The organism is Bradyrhizobium zhanjiangense, assembly GCF_004114935.1.
GTDB classification, from domain to species: domain Bacteria; phylum Pseudomonadota; class Alphaproteobacteria; order Rhizobiales; family Xanthobacteraceae; genus Bradyrhizobium; species Bradyrhizobium zhanjiangense.
This window is the reverse complement of sequence record NZ_CP022221.1, coordinates 4904869-4920958: the sequence shown is the minus strand read 5'-3', so window position 1 is coordinate 4920958 and position 16090 is coordinate 4904869. Positions and strand designations below refer to the sequence as shown.

At 63.5% G+C, this 16090-nt stretch carries 15 protein-coding genes and 1 pseudogene; 13 read left to right on the top strand and 3 right to left on the bottom strand.

Annotated elements, in window-relative coordinates; genetic code table 11:
• Positions 1-4 precede the first annotated feature (4 nt).
• Genes XH85_RS23575 through XH85_RS23555 form a run of 5 tightly spaced genes read left to right on the top strand, consistent with a single transcriptional unit; the run spans position 5 to position 5646 of the window.
• Positions 5-1729, top strand: a complete 1725-nt coding sequence (locus tag XH85_RS23575; protein ID WP_164940064.1) for an FAD-dependent oxidoreductase — start codon at positions 5-7, stop codon at positions 1727-1729.
• Between the two features lie 13 nt (positions 1730-1742).
• Positions 1743-3470 carry an FAD-dependent oxidoreductase gene (locus XH85_RS23570; protein ID WP_128933692.1) on the top strand — a complete coding sequence of 576 codons (1728 nt, stop codon included), beginning with the start codon at positions 1743-1745 and terminating at the stop codon, positions 3468-3470.
• 16 nt (positions 3471-3486) lie between these two features.
• Positions 3487-4101 carry an NIPSNAP family protein gene (locus XH85_RS23565; RefSeq protein ID WP_128933691.1) on the top strand — a complete coding sequence of 205 codons (615 nt, stop codon included), beginning with the start codon at positions 3487-3489 and terminating at the stop codon, positions 4099-4101.
• A gap of 10 nt (positions 4102-4111) precedes the next feature.
• Positions 4112-4942: a sugar phosphate isomerase/epimerase family protein gene (locus tag XH85_RS23560; RefSeq protein WP_128933690.1), complete on the top strand. Its 831-nt coding sequence runs from the start codon at positions 4112-4114 to the stop codon at positions 4940-4942.
• Positions 4939-5646, top strand: coding sequence for an SDR family oxidoreductase (locus XH85_RS23555; RefSeq protein WP_128933689.1), 708 nt, complete (start codon positions 4939-4941; stop codon positions 5644-5646). The genes XH85_RS23560 and XH85_RS23555 overlap by 4 nt, the downstream gene beginning before the upstream one ends.
• Positions 5647-5760: 114 nt before the next feature.
• On the opposite strand, the gene XH85_RS23550 is transcribed toward XH85_RS23555, so the two are convergent.
• The 3 genes from XH85_RS23550 to XH85_RS23540 are packed head-to-tail and all read right to left on the bottom strand — an operon-like array spanning position 5761 to position 9258.
• Positions 5761-7014, bottom strand: a complete 1254-nt coding sequence (locus XH85_RS23550; protein WP_164940063.1) for an MFS transporter — start codon at positions 7012-7014, stop codon at positions 5761-5763.
• Between the two features lie 44 nt (positions 7015-7058).
• The gene (locus tag XH85_RS23545; RefSeq protein ID WP_245473385.1) at positions 7059-7871 is read right to left on the bottom strand and encodes an alpha/beta hydrolase; all 813 of its coding nucleotides are present in this window, start codon (positions 7869-7871) and stop codon (positions 7059-7061) included.
• Between the two features lie 22 nt (positions 7872-7893).
• Positions 7894-9258, bottom strand: a complete 1365-nt coding sequence (locus XH85_RS23540) for an FAD-dependent oxidoreductase (RefSeq protein ID WP_128933686.1) — start codon at positions 9256-9258, stop codon at positions 7894-7896.
• Between the two features lie 142 nt (positions 9259-9400).
• On the opposite strand from XH85_RS23540, the gene XH85_RS23535 reads away from it, so the two are divergent.
• The 8 genes and pseudogenes from XH85_RS23535 to XH85_RS23500 all read left to right on the top strand — a co-directional run bounded on the left by XH85_RS23535 (position 9401) and on the right by XH85_RS23500 (position 16086).
• On the top strand, positions 9401-10204 hold the full coding sequence (locus XH85_RS23535; protein WP_128933685.1) for an IclR family transcriptional regulator domain-containing protein: 804 nt from the start codon (positions 9401-9403) through the stop codon (positions 10202-10204).
• Positions 10205-10763: 559 nt separating this feature from the next.
• Positions 10764-11180 (top strand): tautomerase family protein, encoded by a 417-nt coding sequence (locus XH85_RS23530; RefSeq protein WP_128933684.1) that lies wholly within the window; start codon positions 10764-10766, stop codon positions 11178-11180.
• A gap of 142 nt (positions 11181-11322) precedes the next feature.
• Positions 11323-11649, top strand: a complete 327-nt coding sequence (locus XH85_RS23525; RefSeq protein WP_128933683.1) for an NIPSNAP family protein — start codon at positions 11323-11325, stop codon at positions 11647-11649.
• A gap of 511 nt (positions 11650-12160) precedes the next feature.
• A complete protein-coding gene (locus XH85_RS23515; protein WP_128933682.1) occupies positions 12161-12445 on the top strand; it encodes a hypothetical protein in 285 nt (94 codons plus the stop codon).
• Between the two features lie 318 nt (positions 12446-12763).
• On the top strand, positions 12764-13054 hold the full coding sequence (locus XH85_RS48100) for a hypothetical protein (RefSeq protein ID WP_128933681.1): 291 nt from the start codon (positions 12764-12766) through the stop codon (positions 13052-13054).
• A 627-nt stretch (positions 13055-13681) separates the two neighbouring features.
• Positions 13682-13804, top strand: a pseudogene (locus tag XH85_RS48095) (LysR family transcriptional regulator); the annotation flags it as partial.
• 60 nt (positions 13805-13864) lie between these two features.
• The gene (locus XH85_RS23505; RefSeq protein ID WP_245473371.1) at positions 13865-14611 is read left to right on the top strand and encodes a LysR substrate-binding domain-containing protein; all 747 of its coding nucleotides are present in this window, start codon (positions 13865-13867) and stop codon (positions 14609-14611) included.
• Between the two features lie 125 nt (positions 14612-14736).
• Positions 14737-16086, top strand: a complete 1350-nt coding sequence (locus XH85_RS23500; protein WP_128933679.1) for an MFS transporter — start codon at positions 14737-14739, stop codon at positions 16084-16086.
• Positions 16087-16090: the final 4 nt, after the last annotated feature.

Here is a 16090-nt window from a genome sequence, read left to right as displayed (position 1 = left end):
CGCCATGTTCAGGACCATCGACGAGATTTCCGACGGCGCGCGCTACGATCTGCTCGTGATCGGGTCCGGGGCGGCCGGAATGGCCGCGGCCCTGTTCGCCGCGATCGAGGGCCGAAAGGTCCTGCTGGTCGAACGCACGGAGTATGTCGGCGGCACCAGCGCCCTCTCCGCGGCAACCACCTGGGTCCCGAACTCGCACCATTCCAGGAGCGTCAATCCCGACGACAGCAAGGAAAAGGTCCGCAAGTTCCTCGATGGCGTCGTCGGCAATCATTCGGCGCCGTCGATGCGCGAGGCCTTTCTCGACAGCGCGCCGGACGCAATTGCGGCGCTCGAAGCCAACAGCATGGTCAAGTTCCGCCCCTATGCGACCCATCCCGACTACGAGCAGCAGTTCGAGGGCGCGACCATGCGCGGGCGGGCGCTCGAACCGGTGCCGTTCGACGGCCGCAGCCTGGGAGTCGATCTCGACAAGATCCGACCGCCGATCCCGGAGTTCACGATCTTCGGCGGCATGATGGTCGACCGCACCGACATCGGCCACCTGCTCGCGATCAAGACATCGGCGCGATCAGCTGTGCATGCTTTCAAGATCCTCGCACATTATGCCGGCGATCGGCTCAAGGGCCGGCGCGGCTCGCGCCTGGTCATGGGCAACGCGCTGATCGGGCGTTTCCTGGCGTCGCTGAAGGCGCGCGGCGTCGAGATCCTGATCCGGACCGAGGTGCAGGATCTCGTCACCGAGAACGGCGCCGTCACCGGCGCGATCCTCAAATCGGGCGCCACGACCCGCGGCGTCGCGGCCACGAACGGGATCGTGCTCGCGGCCGGCGGCTTCAACCGGCATCCGCAACGCCGCGCCGAGCTATTGCCCCAGGCCGCGACGTACAGCCCTTCGGCGCCGGGACATACCGGCGCCATGCAGGACATCGCCTTGCGGCTCGGCGCCCGCTTCGGCGAAGGCAATCTCGACAGCGCCTTCTGGGCGCCGGTCTCGATCCGCAAGCGTGCCGACGGCAGCACGGCGAGCTTCCCGCATTTCGTCATGGATCGCAGCAAGCCCGGAACGGTCTGCGTCGATCAGACAGGACGACGCTTCGTCAACGAATCCGTCTCCTATCACCTGTTCGGACGCGCGATGTTCGAGCATAACAAGCAGGCACCCTGCATTCCCTGCTTCATCATCACCGACGCCGTCGGGCTCTCGAAATACGGTCTCGGCATGGTGCGGATGGGCACCCGCAAGCTCGCGCCTTATCTGGCCGACGGCTACCTGACGGAAGGCGCGACAGTCGCCGACCTCGCCGCCAAGATTGGCGTGCCGGCGGCCAATCTCGAAACGACCATCGCGGCGATGAACCGCTATGCCGCAAGCGGGGTCGATCCCGATTTCGGCCGCGGCACCACGCCCTATCACCGCGTCAACGGCGATGCCTCCGTCGGTCCAAATCCGACGCTCGGTCCGATCTCGACTGCGCCCTATTATGCGGTGCGACTCTATCCCGGCGACATCGGCGCGGCCGCCGGTCTCGTCATCAACGAATGGGCGCAGGTCACGCGCGCAGACGGCAGTGCGATCGCGGGCCTCTATGCCTGCGGCAACGAGGCCAATTCGATCATGGGCGGCACCTATCCCGGGCCCGGCATCACCATTGGTCCGGCCATCACGTTTGCCTACCGCGCGGTGCGACACGCCGTCGGCGCGGCCCAGGCGCGGCGTGCTGCGTGATCCGGAGGCTGATTTGACCGGCGACCATAATCTCGACTGCGATCTGCTCGTCATCGGCTCGGGCGCGGGCGGCCTGGCGTCGGCGGTCACCGGCGCCTCGCTCGGTCTCGACGTGATCCTGATCGAGAAGGAAGCGCAGCTTGGCGGCACTACGGCCTGGTCGGGCGGCTGGATGTGGATTCCGCGCAATCCGCTGGCGAAGGCCGCCGGGATCGTCGAGCCCCCCGAGCAGCCGAAACTCTATCTGCGGCACGAACTCGCCGACGGCTATGACACGAGCCGGGTCGAGATGTTCCTCGAGCAGGGCCCGCGCATGGTCGAGTTCTTCCAGCGCGAGACCCATCTCGCCTTCATTGACGGCAATCAGATTCCGGATTTTCACGGCAAGAGCCCGGGTGCGGTGACCGGCGGCCGCTCGGTCTGCGCCGCGCCGATCGACGGTCGCGAGCTCGGCCCGCGTATCCGCGATCTCAAGCCGCCTCTGGATGAAGTGGCCCCATTCGGAATGGGCATCGCCTCAGGTGCCGATCTCAGGCACTTCCTCAACGCCCGCTCGTCGCCGACATCGTTCTTCCACGTCGCCCGCCGGCTGGCGCGGCACATGCTCGACATGCTGCGCTTCGGTCGCGGCATGCATCTCGTCAACGGCAATGCCCTGGTGGCACGGCTGCTGAAATCCGCCGATAGCCTCGGCGTCCGCATCATGCCGGCGACGCCCGCGCAATCGCTGTTACGGGAGGGGGCTCGCGTTGTGGGCGCCCGCGCCGAGCGTGACGGCGCAGCGCTCGAGATTCGCGCCCGCCGCGGCGTGGTACTCGCCTGCGGCGGCTTTCCGCACGACACGCAACGGAAGGCTGCGCTATTTGCGCATGCGCCGACCGGCAACGAGCATTGGTCGGCGGCGCCGGCGAGCAACACAGGCGAAGGCATCCGCCTCGGCGAAGCCGTCGGCGGGCGGGTCCGAACCGATCTCTCCGATGCCGGAGCCTGGGCGCCGGTATCGCTGGTGCCGCATCGCGACGGCTCGCGCGGTCACTTTCCGCATCTGATCGAGCGCGCCAAACCCGGGCTGATCATGGTCCGCAGCGACGGGAATCGCTTTGCCAACGAGGCGGACTCCTATCACGACATGATGAAGGCGCTGTTTGCCGCCACGCCGAAGGGCATGCCCGCGGAGGCCTGGGCGATCTGCGATGCAAAATTCCTCAAGCGCTACGGTCTCGGCCGCGTACGTCCCCCACCCTTCCCGGTCGCGCCCTGGCTTCGCAACGGCTATCTCAAGCGCGGCGCGAACATTGCGGCGCTTGCGCAGGCCTGCGGGATTTCCGTCGACGGGCTCACAGCGACGATCGAGCGCTACAATCACTTCGCAGCGCGCGGCGAAGACCCCGCCTTCGGGCGCGGCGACACGCCCTACAATTGCGTGCAGGGCGACGCAGCGCATCAGCCGAACCCGTGCGTGGCTCCGATCACATCCGGTCCGTTCTATGCGGTGAAGATCGTGGCCGGCAGCCTCGGGACCTTCGCAGGCCTCGCCACCGACGAATATGGCCGCGTGCTCGATGGGCAGGCCACGCCGATCCACGGTCTCTATGCCGTCGGCAACGACATGGCGAGCATCATGGCCGGGCGGTATCCGTCGGGCGGCATTACGCTCGGTCCAGCCATGACCTTCGGCTACATCGCCGCGCACCATGCCGGCGGAATTCCACTCGCGAACAACCGGTCGGCCGCGGCCTGACCGCAAGGAGAAGAACATGCTCTACGAGATCGCAACGCTGACGGTGAAACTCGGCACCGCGACCAAGGCCGCGGCCGGCATCGGCGACTACGTCAGCGCACCGGGCGCTAATGGCACGCTGCTCGGCTGCTGGGTCAGCGAGATCGGCGATCTCAACCAGTTCCTGGTGCTGCGCTCGTTCAGCGATCACGAGGCGTGGCGCGCCGAGCGCGAGCGTGCATTGCGTACGACAAATCCCTTCGGAGCCGGCGAGGCCATCACCGGGATGAGCTTCGATACCTATGCGCCGTTTCCGTTCCTGCCGCCGCTCGCGCCGGGCAAGTATGGCAGCGTCTACGAGATCCGCACATATCGCCTCAAGCACGGCGGTGTCGCTCCGACGATCGCGGCGTGGGAAGCCGCAATACCCGAGCGCATCAAGCTGTCGCCGCTGTCGATCGCCATGTATGCGCTCGACGGGGCGCCGCGCTTCACCCATATCTGGCCGTTCGCGAGCCTGGATGCGCGCGCCGCGGTGCGCGCCGAGTCCGTCGCCAAGGGCGTGTGGCCCCCGAAGGGCGGACCCGATTGGCTGACCGGCGACATGCGCTCGATCATTGCGCTGCCGACCGCGATCTCTCCGCTGGCTTGAGGCGACGGGCATGCCACACATTTATTCGCTCGCCTATCTGACCTCGGCACCGATGGCGCCACCCGACGCGCTGGTGCTCGCCCAAAAGCTCGGCTACCAGGCGATCGGAATCCGCATCGCGCCCGCCGCCCCCGACGGCGACTTCTCGCCGCTGGCGACGGATCCCGCCATTCTGCGCGAGACCATCCGTCGCATTGACGACACCGGCGTGCCGGTGTTCGACGTCGAGATCGCGCGGCTGGGCGCGGATTTCGCGCCCGATCACTTCGCGCCGTTCCTGGAAACTGCGGGCAGATTGAAGGCGCGCGCGATCCTCGTCGCCGGCGACGATCCGAACGAGACGCGCCTGACGGAATCGTTCGCGAAATTCTGTCGGGTAGCGGCGCCTTACGGCCTCACCGCCGATCTCGAATTCATGCCGTGGACGGCCGTGAAGAACGCAAAGGCCGCGCTGCGGATCGTGACCAATGCAGGTGAGCCGAATGGCCGCGTGCTGGTGGATGCGCTGCATGCCGCGCGCTCGGCCACCACGCTCGACGACATCGCAAGCCTGCCGCGCCATCTGCAGAGCTACGCCCAGCTCTGCGATGCCCCCGCGGGCATTCCTGCCACCGACGCCGAGCTGATCCACACCGCCCGCTGCGCCCGGCTGCTCCCCGGCGACGGTGGCATCGATCTCGACGGGATCGTCCGGGTGTTGCCGGACGATCTGCCGCTCAGCCTGGAAATTCCCAACGACGAGTGGCTCCCCAAGCTCGGAGCCGAGGAATGGGGCCGGCGCGCACTGGCCGCCGCCCGCAGAATTGTCGCCAACGCGACAGACAGGAAGGCAAGCGCATGAGCGGTGTCGATTTCGCGGGGCGCATCGCCGTCATTCCCGGCGGGTGGGGCGGCATCGGCCAAGCTGTGCGCGCTCGCCTCTCCGCCGGCGGCGCGACCGTGATGGTCTGGGACGTCGTCGATGGTGCCGATGAGCGGATCGATCTCACCGACGAAGCCGCTGTCAACGACGCGATGGCGCGCTTGATCGCAAGGTTCGGCCGCATCGACATCCTCGTCAATGCCGCCGGCATCACCGGTCCCACGGTCAACATCGAACATTATGGCCTCGCCGAATGGCGCCGCGTGCTCGATGTGAACCTCACCAGCACCTTCCTCTGCTGCAAGGCCGCCGTGGCCTCGATGCGGCGCCAGAACGCCGGACGTATCGTCAATCTGGCGTCGATCGCCGGAAAGGAAGGCAACGCCGGAATGACCGGATATTCCGCGGCCAAAGCGGGCGTGATCGCGTTGACGAAGTCCCTCGGCAAGGAATTGGCGCAGACCGAGATTCGGGTCAACGCGGTTGCGCCCGCGGTGATCGCGACCGATCTGGTCAAGCAGATGTCGGAAGACGCCTATCGCGGCGTGCTGGCCAAGATCCCGCTCGGACGGGCCGGTCGGCCCGAGGAGGTTGCCGCGCTGGTCGCGTGGCTGGCCTCCGATGAGTGCTCGTTCTCGACTGGCGCCGTCTTCGATCTTTCCGGGGGGCGCGCAACGTATTGAGTCGTCCAGGAAGAGGACCGTTTGATACGGATCCGTCGAACGTCGATTGCGCCGCAGAGGCGCCCTGCCCGTCTGATCCCGGCCTTATCCTTTGCAGTCAATACAATGTACCGATCATCGTTCGTCGACCGCAAACATGCACAAGGTCCCGATGAGCGGTCCAGCCGCAAGGATGGCAAAGGCCGCCAAAAACGAGCCGGTTGCGGCGAACACCACGCCGACAACGCCTGGAACGATCACGCTTCCGAGCTGCCAGAGAGCATTGATCATGCCAGTTGCGGTCGCCGTTAACCGCATGTCCACCCTCTCGGTGATCATGGCGGCAAGCAGCGGGCTGTAGACCACGGCAGTCAACCCAAGGAGCGGCGCAGCGAGCAGGAATCCGCTTTTCGTGTGCATCATACCGAACACCATCAGCATCGCGGCGAATGCTAGAAGGTCGCAGATGACGAGATTGCGGCGCTTGCCGCCCAGCACGTCCGAGAGGAGTCCATAGAGGGGCTTTGAGACTGCAGCCGCGATGCCAAAGATCAGGGCGATCACGCCCGCGTCCACCGGACTGAGCTGATAGCCGCGGATCATCAGCGCCGTCGCCCAGAACGCAAATCCCCATGTGCCCCAATTGGCGCCAAAGCCGGCAAATGCAATCAGGACGAGGTTCCTGTCGGTCCACAGTGCCAAAAATCCGCGGCGCCAGGTCACCTGATCCGGCGTCTGCAACTTGCGCTCGCCGGCCCCCGCTGGCGCCAAGTCAGTCAACAGGAACAGGCAGATCACGGCAACGAGCACAGTGACGCCACCGAGGCCCCAATAGAGCGCACGCCAACCAATGACGCCCAGCAGCATCGGAAAGATCGCGTTTGCGGCAGCGACGCCGATCGAAGGCGCCGTCGAAAACAGACCAAGCGCCCGGCCGCGCTCGGTCCGGCCGAACCAATCGGCCACGACCTTGACGCAAGCCGCGTAATCGGCGCCGGCGAACAGGCCCATCAGGGCCTGCAACACGAGCCCCATCGCAAATGAACTGGTCAAACCGAACAGAAACGTGCACGCGGCAAGCGGCGCGAGCGCGAAAAACAGCATCAGTCGCGACCCGATACGGTCGGTTACGAAGCCTGCAAGGCCGCTCGCGATCACGTAGCCGGTGTAGAAGGCCGTCACATATAGCCCAAGTGTTGCGATCGGAATGTCCAGTGATGTGCTGGCCATGAGATTGGCATTCGCCCATGCCAGCCGGTCGAGGAAGGTCACCAGGAAAGCGGCAAAAACGACCGAAAGGACTACCCATCTGTAGGAGGATTTCGGCTCGGCGGAGGCAGTTGCTGACGCGCCAGCTTCTGCATCCGTGAGCCCCGTAGATGCGCTCATCGCCTCGTCTCGAGCAAGGCGCGGCCTCGTGTTCGCAGCGACATTCATGGGGCGAGCCTCTCCAGCGTCTCGCCGGTCAGCTCCGGCGCGGTCACCATGCAGGCGTGCGACGACGGGATGGCCTGGAAACACCAGCCCTGTTGTTGTCGTGCACGCGCCCGGAACGGGTCGATCGCCGCCATCGCCGGCGCTTCGCAACTCAAATAAATCGTGCCGAGGCCTGCCCCGACCGGCTTGGTCAAGTGGGACGCTTCGAGGTACGTGCCGATCGGCTGTGGCCGCAACTGCCTCTCAAGCCAACCAACCTGAAGTGCGTCGGTCACACCGAATGCGACGATCGGCGGTGGTGGGAATGCGTTCGCCGGGGTGGCCCGAGCCGCCGCTATGCGCGCTTCCCAGACTTTTGACGACGACAGGGTCGACAGCGGCTTTCCATCCTCCGGCAGGACCGAATCAAGGAACACAAGCTGCCGGATCCTGTCGCTGATCCGCTCGGCCACCATGGCGCAGGGTACGCCCGCATAGCTGTGCGCGACTAGGATGACGTCCTTCAGTTCCTCGGCGTCAATGACATCGATAACATCGTCGACGTGGGTCGAAAGCGTGACGCTGTGGCCAGCCAGGTGCGCGCGATCTCCAAGGCCGGTGAGACTTGGGGTGAACACGCGATGACCTCTGCAGCGGAGATAGTCGGCAACGCCGGTCCAGCACCACCCACCGAACCAGGCGCCATGAACGAGAGCGAAAGTGTTCCGGGATGCCGGTGCGGCAACAGCCTTGCCTGAGAGAGCGCCGGCGACCGTCGCGGCAAGCACGGGGAGGCATGTCCGACGATTGTATTGCAAAGGGGCGCGCATGGTACTGGTCTCGATCATCCGCTCAGCTAACTGCAGTTGCCGCCGGCAGATGGCCACGCGACGGCAAGGCCCCTGTTGCAGTCAGACTTTTCTGAACACTCCCGTGCGGCACCGCCCGCACGTCCCAGTCGTACGCCCCGGCATGAGCCGCCAGGTGGCCGGCGGCCTGGCCCAGCGCCATGGCCGTGGCTTGGTGCCGGATCGCCCCATTCGCCTCCCGGGTCGCCGAGATGGCGCGACCAGTGACGACGAGATTCTTGACCGAAATGCAGGTCATGCTGCGCGCGGGAATCTCGAATGGCTGCGCAGGCATGAACAGCCGGAGCTTGCCGTCCTCCTCATGTATATCCAAAGGCCCGCACCCCAGCGCTATCGCATCTTCAAATGGGGTGGCATCGACCACATCCTGCTCCGTAAGCAGATGGTCGCCGACGAGCCGAACACTTTCTCGCACACCGATATGGCTTGCAATTCCAGCCAGCTCGCAAGCTGCAAATCCCGGCATTCTCCGCTTGAGGAAGCCGGCGATGCGACCGACCTGATAGCGTCCGATGAACTCCGCCTTGGTCAGATCGTTGGGATCGAGATTATCGAGCCCATCCAGATGGCTCATCAGGCAGATGGCGTCAGACGTACCTACCGGCGAGACCGACAGGACGTCCCAGAACAGCTCACCTGCGGCCATGCCCTCAAGAGCGATCGCGCGCTTTTCCTGCCTTGAGAGAGCGCGAAAGCCAGCGACATCGACATGCGACAATCGAAAGACGAGGCTCATTCCCATGCGATGCCGGCCCGTCTCCACATCCGTCAAGGGCGCTCCTGCGTGGCGCGCAACGACCGCATCCCCGGTTGCGTCGACAAAGCAACTCGCACCCACATCGAGCCGTCCACCCGACGTTTCGATCTGCACCCCTGTCACGCGGTCATCGCCTAGGGAGGCGCCGCAAATACGGGCGTGAACCAACGCAGACGCTCCGCTCTCCAGGACGAGCTCATCGGCTACGAGCTTCGCGATTTCGGGATTGAACGGAAGGCGCTTCAGGTGAAGGGGACGCACGGTGGCTTCCGCCAGCACGTAATTTTCAAAGCCGTTAGATCCGCCCCGGGCGATCACCCGCTCGGCGAATTCCATGGGCAGGCCGCCGACGGCGCATGTCTCGCCATTGTAGAAGCCGAGCCACTGCGCCACCATCGATGTTGTGCCCGCGCCACCGAAGCAGCCGGATGTTTCCACGACCAAGACGCGTGCACCCTGCCTGGCGGCAGACACCGTCGCCATTAGACCGGAAGCTCCCCCGCCGGCTACCACGATATCAAAATGATCGCCCGATCGGACCGGGGAAAGCCGGCCGGCTCTTTGCAATACCTCGCTGCTACCGATCGTCATGGCGTCCCTTCCCTTCGCTTGCGCATTCAGCCCCCGTATTCTGACCGGGACTATGCGCGCAGGCCGAGACTGGACGCTAGGACAAACTGTGCGTTTTTGTGCTAAACGGTGCGCTATGCGCACACAGGTGGAGATCTGATCGTTGGCATCGTCGAAACAGAGGTATCATCGGCCGATTGCGGAGGAGAAACTGAACCGGAATTTCGTAACGGCTTTTGCGCGCGGACTTACGGTTATCCAGTCGTTCGGCGCCGAGAACAGGGCCATGACGCTGGCGCAGGTCGCCGAACGTACCGGGATGGACCGGGCTGTGGCACGTCGCCTCCTCCTTACACTGGTGGAGCTTGGCTTCGCTCGCCTGCATGAGCGTCGCTTCGAGCTGACAACACGCGTTCTCCGGCTCGCCTACTCGTTTCTGTCCTCCGCCGGTCTTGGCGCCTCCCTGCAGCCATTTCTGGATGAGTTCGCTCGTTCGATCGGCGAGACGGTCTCGCTCGCCGTCCTGGATGAGGCCGATGTGGTATTCGTTGCGCGGTCCGACATTCCCGGCCGACGCCTCTCTTATGTGGTCACCACGGGCATGCGGCTGCCGGCATTCTCCTCTGCGTCCGGGCGAATGCTGCTCGCCTACAAGCCGCGCGCGGAAGTGGAGCGTCTGTTATCCCGCACCAGGATCATCCGACACACGCGACACACGATCATGCTGAAGCGCGAGATCCTTTCACTCATCGCCGATAGCAAGGTGAAGGGCTATTGCATCAATTACCAAGAGTTGGAGGATGACCTGGTCAGCGTCTCGGTGCCGGTGTTAAACCGGGCCGGTTTTGTCGTCGCGACGCTCAATGCAAGCACCAGCTCCGCACGCGCTAATAGGGAGAAATTGGCTGGAGAATTTGTCAACAAACTGAAGAAGATGGCCGGCGAGCTTTCGGGGATGCTACCGTAGGAAGCGCTGGACTGTCCTACGGCTCCGGCACCGATAAGGGCAATTGATTTTCCAACCGCGGACACGCCGTGACGCTGCATAGTGCGCACGAAGCTCAAATCATCGATCATGTCGCCGTCAAGAGTTCCGTAATTGCACGGCAGACCCAGTTAATCGCGCCAATCAGTTGAGCTCGGTTCGTGAGACGGTCGACAAAGGACGCACCAACACTCTTGCATCGTAACTACCGCACCTGCTGCGTTCTCCCATCCCCGAAGGAGTACCAACAAGTTCGGCAAAACCTCTGGCTAACGGCGCAAGGATTCAGGGCTGCATTGATCTCTCGCCTTGTGAGTTCAAGATTGACGAGCGCACTGCGCGATGAGTCGATCGCAATGATGCGGGCGGCATGGTCGGTACAATCATCGTTGGCTTTTGCAGTGTGCGCATAGCGCACAGATTGGGTGTTTTCGCACAATTCCTGTTAGCGCGCTTTCGTGTACCATCAGCTGCAGGCTGGCCACAGCGCCATGCTGACTGCATATCATGCTCGTCTGGACCTGCGCGCAGAGGGGGACCAATGCCTTATGTTCAGTTGAACCTTCCGGGACATTACCCAGCCGCAGCCAAGCGAAAGGCAGCTGAAGTCATCGGCAAACTCTACTGCGAGGAACTACTGGCGCCGCCTGGCGTAGTGAACATCGGCTTTGTTGAGCTGGGGTGCGACAATCTTTATCGCACAGGCTTCGCGCCGATTGAGACGGTGGCGCTCGCGATGGTGGACGTCAGGGCAGGACGCAGCGTCGATCAGCGGACGCGGTTCGCTCGCAGACTGACCGAGGCCTGCGAAACCCATCTCGCCGTCCCTGCTGCGATGTTCACCGTCCTCTTCACGCAGCACACAGGTGACGAGGCTTATCGAAACGGGCGCCTAGCCCCTGACTGGTCGCCGGACGAGGGCCAGACCATGCTTGCCGGCTCAACGTCCAGGGAATGATCGAATGATATTGAGGACCCATGTATCGCAATCGTTAGGGTCTGAGCAGCGCGATTGCCATCCTGTCGCCGAACATGATCGGCCATTCACTGGTTATGGCCCGTCGTTATAACCGCCCGACCTGTTCAAAAAGGAAACGAGAATGATCTACGAAATGCGCCAGTATCGCTGCGTACCCGGCCGCCTGCCGGCATTGCTCAAGCGGTTCGAGACCGCCACGCTGAAGATCTGGGAGAAGCTTGGCATCCGCCAAGCCGGATTCTTCACGACGCTGATCGGCGAGTCCCACCAGGAGCTGACTTACTTCCTGGCATGGGAGTCGCTCGCCGAGCGCGAGAAGAAATGGGGTGCGTTCGTGGCCGACCCAGATTGGCACGAGGCGCGCGAGAAGTCCGAAGCGGACGGCCAGATCGTCGCCAACATCGTGAGCCAAATTCTGGCTCCGACGGCATTCTCTTCAGTCAAATAGCCGCCCTTCCGGACAGAGGCTGCTACGCAACCCTGATATTCGAAGACCAGCGCCGAATGGGGTTGATCCCACCCATTCGGCCGCTACGGGCATGCCGAAGCAGGATTTTGCGTCTTGAGCACCAGTCCAATCTGCAGCGCCGGTCGTCACCGTCGGGTCGGTTAAATTCGGGAATGATCTGCCGATCTCACACAGCCGGGCGGCGCCGGTCCGAAAGCCGCCAGCATGCGCTGGAGATGGCCTCCGCGCTGAAAGGAAGCGTAGCGCGGTTCAAGATCGGCCTCGTCTGCAAAACCTTGGTGCTCCAGTTCAACGAGATCGTCGTCCCTCTATGCCCGGGAACGGAATGGGACTTGCACTGCTCGCCGTCCATGTACATCACTGGGCCAGCAGAAAAAGGAACACAGATGCGCCGGCTGCCTAAATGCGGTCGTGGCCAGCGGCCTGCCCTCCATGAACATGGAGGATCTCGAAAACGTCATGGGTTCATCTCAATGACTACGTCCAGGGAATGCAGCGACACCCCGGCGATCCCCAATGGATTAAGGTGTTCGCGTCCGCCGAGGTGGCTGGGCAATGGTTCGACCAGCATGATACTGAGGGAGTTGCGTGGGAGTACGAGATCGAAGGTCGGCAACGGCTGGCATCAATCTGGATCTACCTGACTGATGAGAAGTCCAGAGACATTGGCAATCCCGGCTGGGCCAGACTGTTCACCTCGGAGCAGACTGCCGAGAATTGGCTCGAGCAAATCGCCCCGGGTCGCAGGATCTGGACCTATCCGGTCGAGGAGTGAGAAGCGAGCACCTTCGTGAAGATACGGTTCGCTCTAGCCCGACTGTCGGTTCGAAGCTGAGCTCCGGGTGCCCCGCCCTTCTGTACGACAAAGTACGCTGCAGTACCCATTCGGCAAAGACGGATAGATTACTAACTTCTGCCGGGATAACCTAGGCGCAGTGATCCGATCAGAAACTCAGCCAGAGGAGCCGAGAACAGCTCGACCAGAGTACGCTAAACTGCGCGAAGCTACTAAACGGCACTACGCCCACTCTATCATTTAGGACGACGTTTCGTCGTTGATCTACAAGCACAAATCTTCAAGTCTGACGGACAAATGCCGACGGTATACCCGCCGCAATTTTCCGGTCTTGAATTCACAGAAAAATTTGGGCCGTTCGCACTCTCGGCGATTTCGCGACTGATCGGAGTCGATCGACTGATCAGCGCTGCCTGCGTGGTCAAGACCGCCGTTACCGCCCTGGTTGAGCGTATGTTCAAATACCGTCAGAGCTCAGAGGCGCGCTGGTCCGGTCGTTGGCCCATGTACCGTCGCCGCCAAAATAGAAACCGCGTCACGTTCAATGGCGCTGTTGGATTGAGCCGCCTCTTGCGGGGGGCGGCCTGAGTATATGAAGCTCGCCAAAGCAGGATGGCACAGCCTGTCCGCGCATGGCAGCTGGCGATCTGGTCTAGCGGGGGTGACCATCCCGGCGCACTCTAGGTCCTGCTCAAGGGCGGTATGGACTGAGCCGCTGTTCGTTCTCGACGTCCGCATGCCTTTAGTCAGGCATGGTCGGCTCTCCGCCAAGTCGCAGCCTGCCCCGTAGATGATCTGCCGTTCCGATCGGGAGGCCGGCTGCTTCAATTTGGCAGAGCGCTCAATATCGATCACCTGGGCGCGCGCCTGGAGCAGCAGCGCGAGCAACGCGCTCAAACTGAGGGCCGCCGTCACAATGACGACGCCCTTCCAAGGGGGGCGATAAACAGCCCGATTGCGAGCGGCGCCAACGCCTGAGCAATGCGGGATGGCGCGCGCCGATGAGCCCAAGCCGACACCTTTCGCTTCTTGAACGGCGAGACCAAGGGCCAATGTTGGCGCGTTTCCGGTCATAAGAAGTAGACATTCTCGAATGAAACGCCGAAGCTGTGAGGTCTCTTGCGCCAACGGCAGAGCCAAGGACAGGCGTACCGGCAACTCCCGGCCTCCGTCCGCGATTGGCCGATGATAGGACAGTGACACGCCTTCTCGATCATGAACATAAAGCAGCTTCGCTTTTTTCTCCAGATCGCCGAGCTTGGAAGCGTGACGCGCGCAGCGACGTTGCTGCACATCGCCCAGCCTGCGCTGTCCCGCCATATCCGCCAGCTTGAGGAAGAACTCGGCGTTGCGTTGTTTCAGCGCTCCGATCGCGGCGTTGCCTTGACCAGTGCTGGCATGCTGCTGCGCGATCGCGCCGTTGGCCTTCTGCAACACGTTGATCGGGTGCGGCAGGAGGTGCGCGACGACTTCAACGAGCCGAGCGGCGAGGTGACAGTGGCGATGCCGCCGTCGATGCTTGAACTCGTGACGATGCCGTCGATCGCCCGGTATCGGGAGCGCCACCCCGGCGTGCTGCTGCGCGTCATCGAGGGTATCAGTGGCGTCTTGAATGCGTGGTCGATGGTTCAACTCGGGAAGGCCGACCTCGCGGTCGTGACCAATGTCGAGCCGCTGGCAACGCTCGAGAGCACCGTCTTCCTGCAAGAGCCACTGTGCCTGATCGGCCCCAGATCCGCACGCCTGGATCCGGCTGCACCGGTTGCACTCGACGACGTTGCGACGAAGTTGCTGATCGTCCCGGGACGACCGAATAGCCTTCGGCTGATCCTTGAAACTGCAATGGCCGAGCGGAAATTCCCGCTCGATATTGCGTTCGAGGGAAACTCGCCAACCCTGATCATGCTCGCGGTCGAAGCTGGGCTTGGCTTCGCCACCCTGCCGTTCTGCTCGGCCTACCGCTTTCTCCGCGACGGCCGCGTCAGCCTCGCGCCGATCCGTCACCTCGACGTCTCATGGGCGTTTGTCCAGTCGCGCGAACAGCCTCTGTCGACGGCCGGAAAGCAGCTCAAGGCGACCCTGCGCGAGACCATCGCCTCCCAGATCGCTTCCGGCGACTGGGCGCTGGCGAAGCTCCTGCCCTGACTGGCCATGAGCAGCATCGCGTTATGACCGTCATGCCGAGATAGTATTTCCTGCGGCAAAGCGCGGACCGCTATCCCCTCGCTCGAGACGACGTCAAGAAATTCGTCCGACAGGGGAGACCGGCAATGAAGCAGCCTTCGGCAGCTGAGACCACCACGGTAGATGCGCGCCCGCTGGACTGGGTCCGCGAGATCACCCCGTATCAATGGCGCATCTTTGCAGTGGTGTGGCTTGGCTGGATTCTCGATTCCACCGATTTCGGGCTGTTCTCATTCGTGCTGCGTCCGGCGCTATCGGAACTGCTCGGCAGCCAGGCTGGTCTTGCCGAGCTTGGCCGGATCGGCGGTCTGCTCAGCATGGTCGGCCTGTTGGGCTGGGCCATTGGCGGCTTCGTGTTCGGGGTCGTGGCTGATTATGTCGGCCGTCTCAGGACATTGGCTATCAGCATCCTGATCTTCAGCCTGTTCACTGGGCTGCAGGGCATCGCACAGACGCCGCTGCAGCTCGGCGTCTTCCGCTTTCTTGCCGGCGTCGGCGCAGGCGCTGAGATCATCGTTGGAATCCCGCTGCTCGCGGAGGCGCTCAGCGGGCCGCACCGCGCCAAGGTTACCGGGATCATGATGACCGGCGGCGCGTTCGGCAGCCTGCTCGGGGCATCCGTGTACGGCCTGCTCGCGCCTCTCGGCTGGCGCTACGTGTTCGCGGCAGGCATCGCGCCGGCACTGCTGCTGTTCCTGCTCCGCCGGGGCGTGGCCGAACCGGAGTCGTTTGCCGCGGTGCAGGCGCGGCGCTCGCGCGCCAGGCTCGCCGGAGCCGGCGTGTCGGATCAGGATCGCGAATTTCTTCGGTTCGTTCCGATGCAGCTCTTTGGCCACAAGCTGATCTTCAACACCATCGTCGGGCTGATGTTCTGCCTCGGCACGCTGCTATCGATCTGGACCAGCCTGATCTGGCTGCCCACGATCCAGACGCTGATGCTGGAGAAGGAAGCGATCAGCGGCGCCGAGTCGATCGTGATCGTCAGCCACAATATGCAGCTCTGGAGCATTGGCGGCATCCTCGGTTACGCGACTTTCGGCTTCATTGCGGACCGGATCGGCCGCCGCGCCACCATCGCCTTCTATAACCTCGGAACGCTGGTCGTCGGTCTCTACCTCTACTTCGGGCTCGACCATCCCACCCTCTATCCCTACCTGCTGCCGCTGTTCGGCTACTTCGTCTGGGGCGTGTTCTCCGGCCACGCCATCTACGTACCGGAGCTCTTCCCGACGCACGTCCGCGCCACCGCGCTGTCGTTCTGCAACGGGACCGGACGCATCATCACGAGCTTCGGACCGCTCGTCGCGGGCCTGCTGGTCGCGCCGTTCGGCGGAAATTTCAGCAAGGCGGCCGGCGTGATGACCTGCTTTGCGCTGCTCAGCCTACTCGCGGTCACCATCGGCCGCGAGACTAGGGACGACGCGCTGCCGCAATAGACCG

Coding starts and splice junctions, on each gene's coding strand:
- XH85_RS23555 (WP_128933689.1), top strand. CDS start 4,939: ATGAGCGGTGTCGATTTCGCGGGGCGCATCGCCGTCATTCCCGGCGGG.
- XH85_RS23515 (WP_128933682.1), top strand. CDS start 12,161: ATGCAGCGACACCCCGGCGATCCCCAATGGATTAAGGTGTTCGCGTCC.
- XH85_RS23565 (WP_128933691.1), top strand. CDS start 3,487: ATGCTCTACGAGATCGCAACGCTGACGGTGAAACTCGGCACCGCGACC.
- XH85_RS23505 (WP_245473371.1), top strand. CDS start 13,865: ATGCTGCTGCGCGATCGCGCCGTTGGCCTTCTGCAACACGTTGATCGG.
- XH85_RS23550 (WP_164940063.1), bottom strand. CDS start 7,014: ATGAGCGCATCTACGGGGCTCACGGATGCAGAAGCTGGCGCGTCAGCA.
- XH85_RS23560 (WP_128933690.1), top strand. CDS start 4,112: ATGCCACACATTTATTCGCTCGCCTATCTGACCTCGGCACCGATGGCG.
- XH85_RS23500 (WP_128933679.1), top strand. CDS start 14,737: ATGAAGCAGCCTTCGGCAGCTGAGACCACCACGGTAGATGCGCGCCCG.
- XH85_RS23525 (WP_128933683.1), top strand. CDS start 11,323: ATGATCTACGAAATGCGCCAGTATCGCTGCGTACCCGGCCGCCTGCCG.
- XH85_RS48100 (WP_128933681.1), top strand. CDS start 12,764: ATGCCGACGGTATACCCGCCGCAATTTTCCGGTCTTGAATTCACAGAA.
- XH85_RS23545 (WP_245473385.1), bottom strand. CDS start 7,871: ATGCGCGCCCCTTTGCAATACAATCGTCGGACATGCCTCCCCGTGCTT.
- XH85_RS23575 (WP_164940064.1), top strand. CDS start 5: ATGTTCAGGACCATCGACGAGATTTCCGACGGCGCGCGCTACGATCTG.
- XH85_RS23530 (WP_128933684.1), top strand. CDS start 10,764: ATGCCTTATGTTCAGTTGAACCTTCCGGGACATTACCCAGCCGCAGCC.
- XH85_RS23540 (WP_128933686.1), bottom strand. CDS start 9,258: ATGACGATCGGTAGCAGCGAGGTATTGCAAAGAGCCGGCCGGCTTTCC.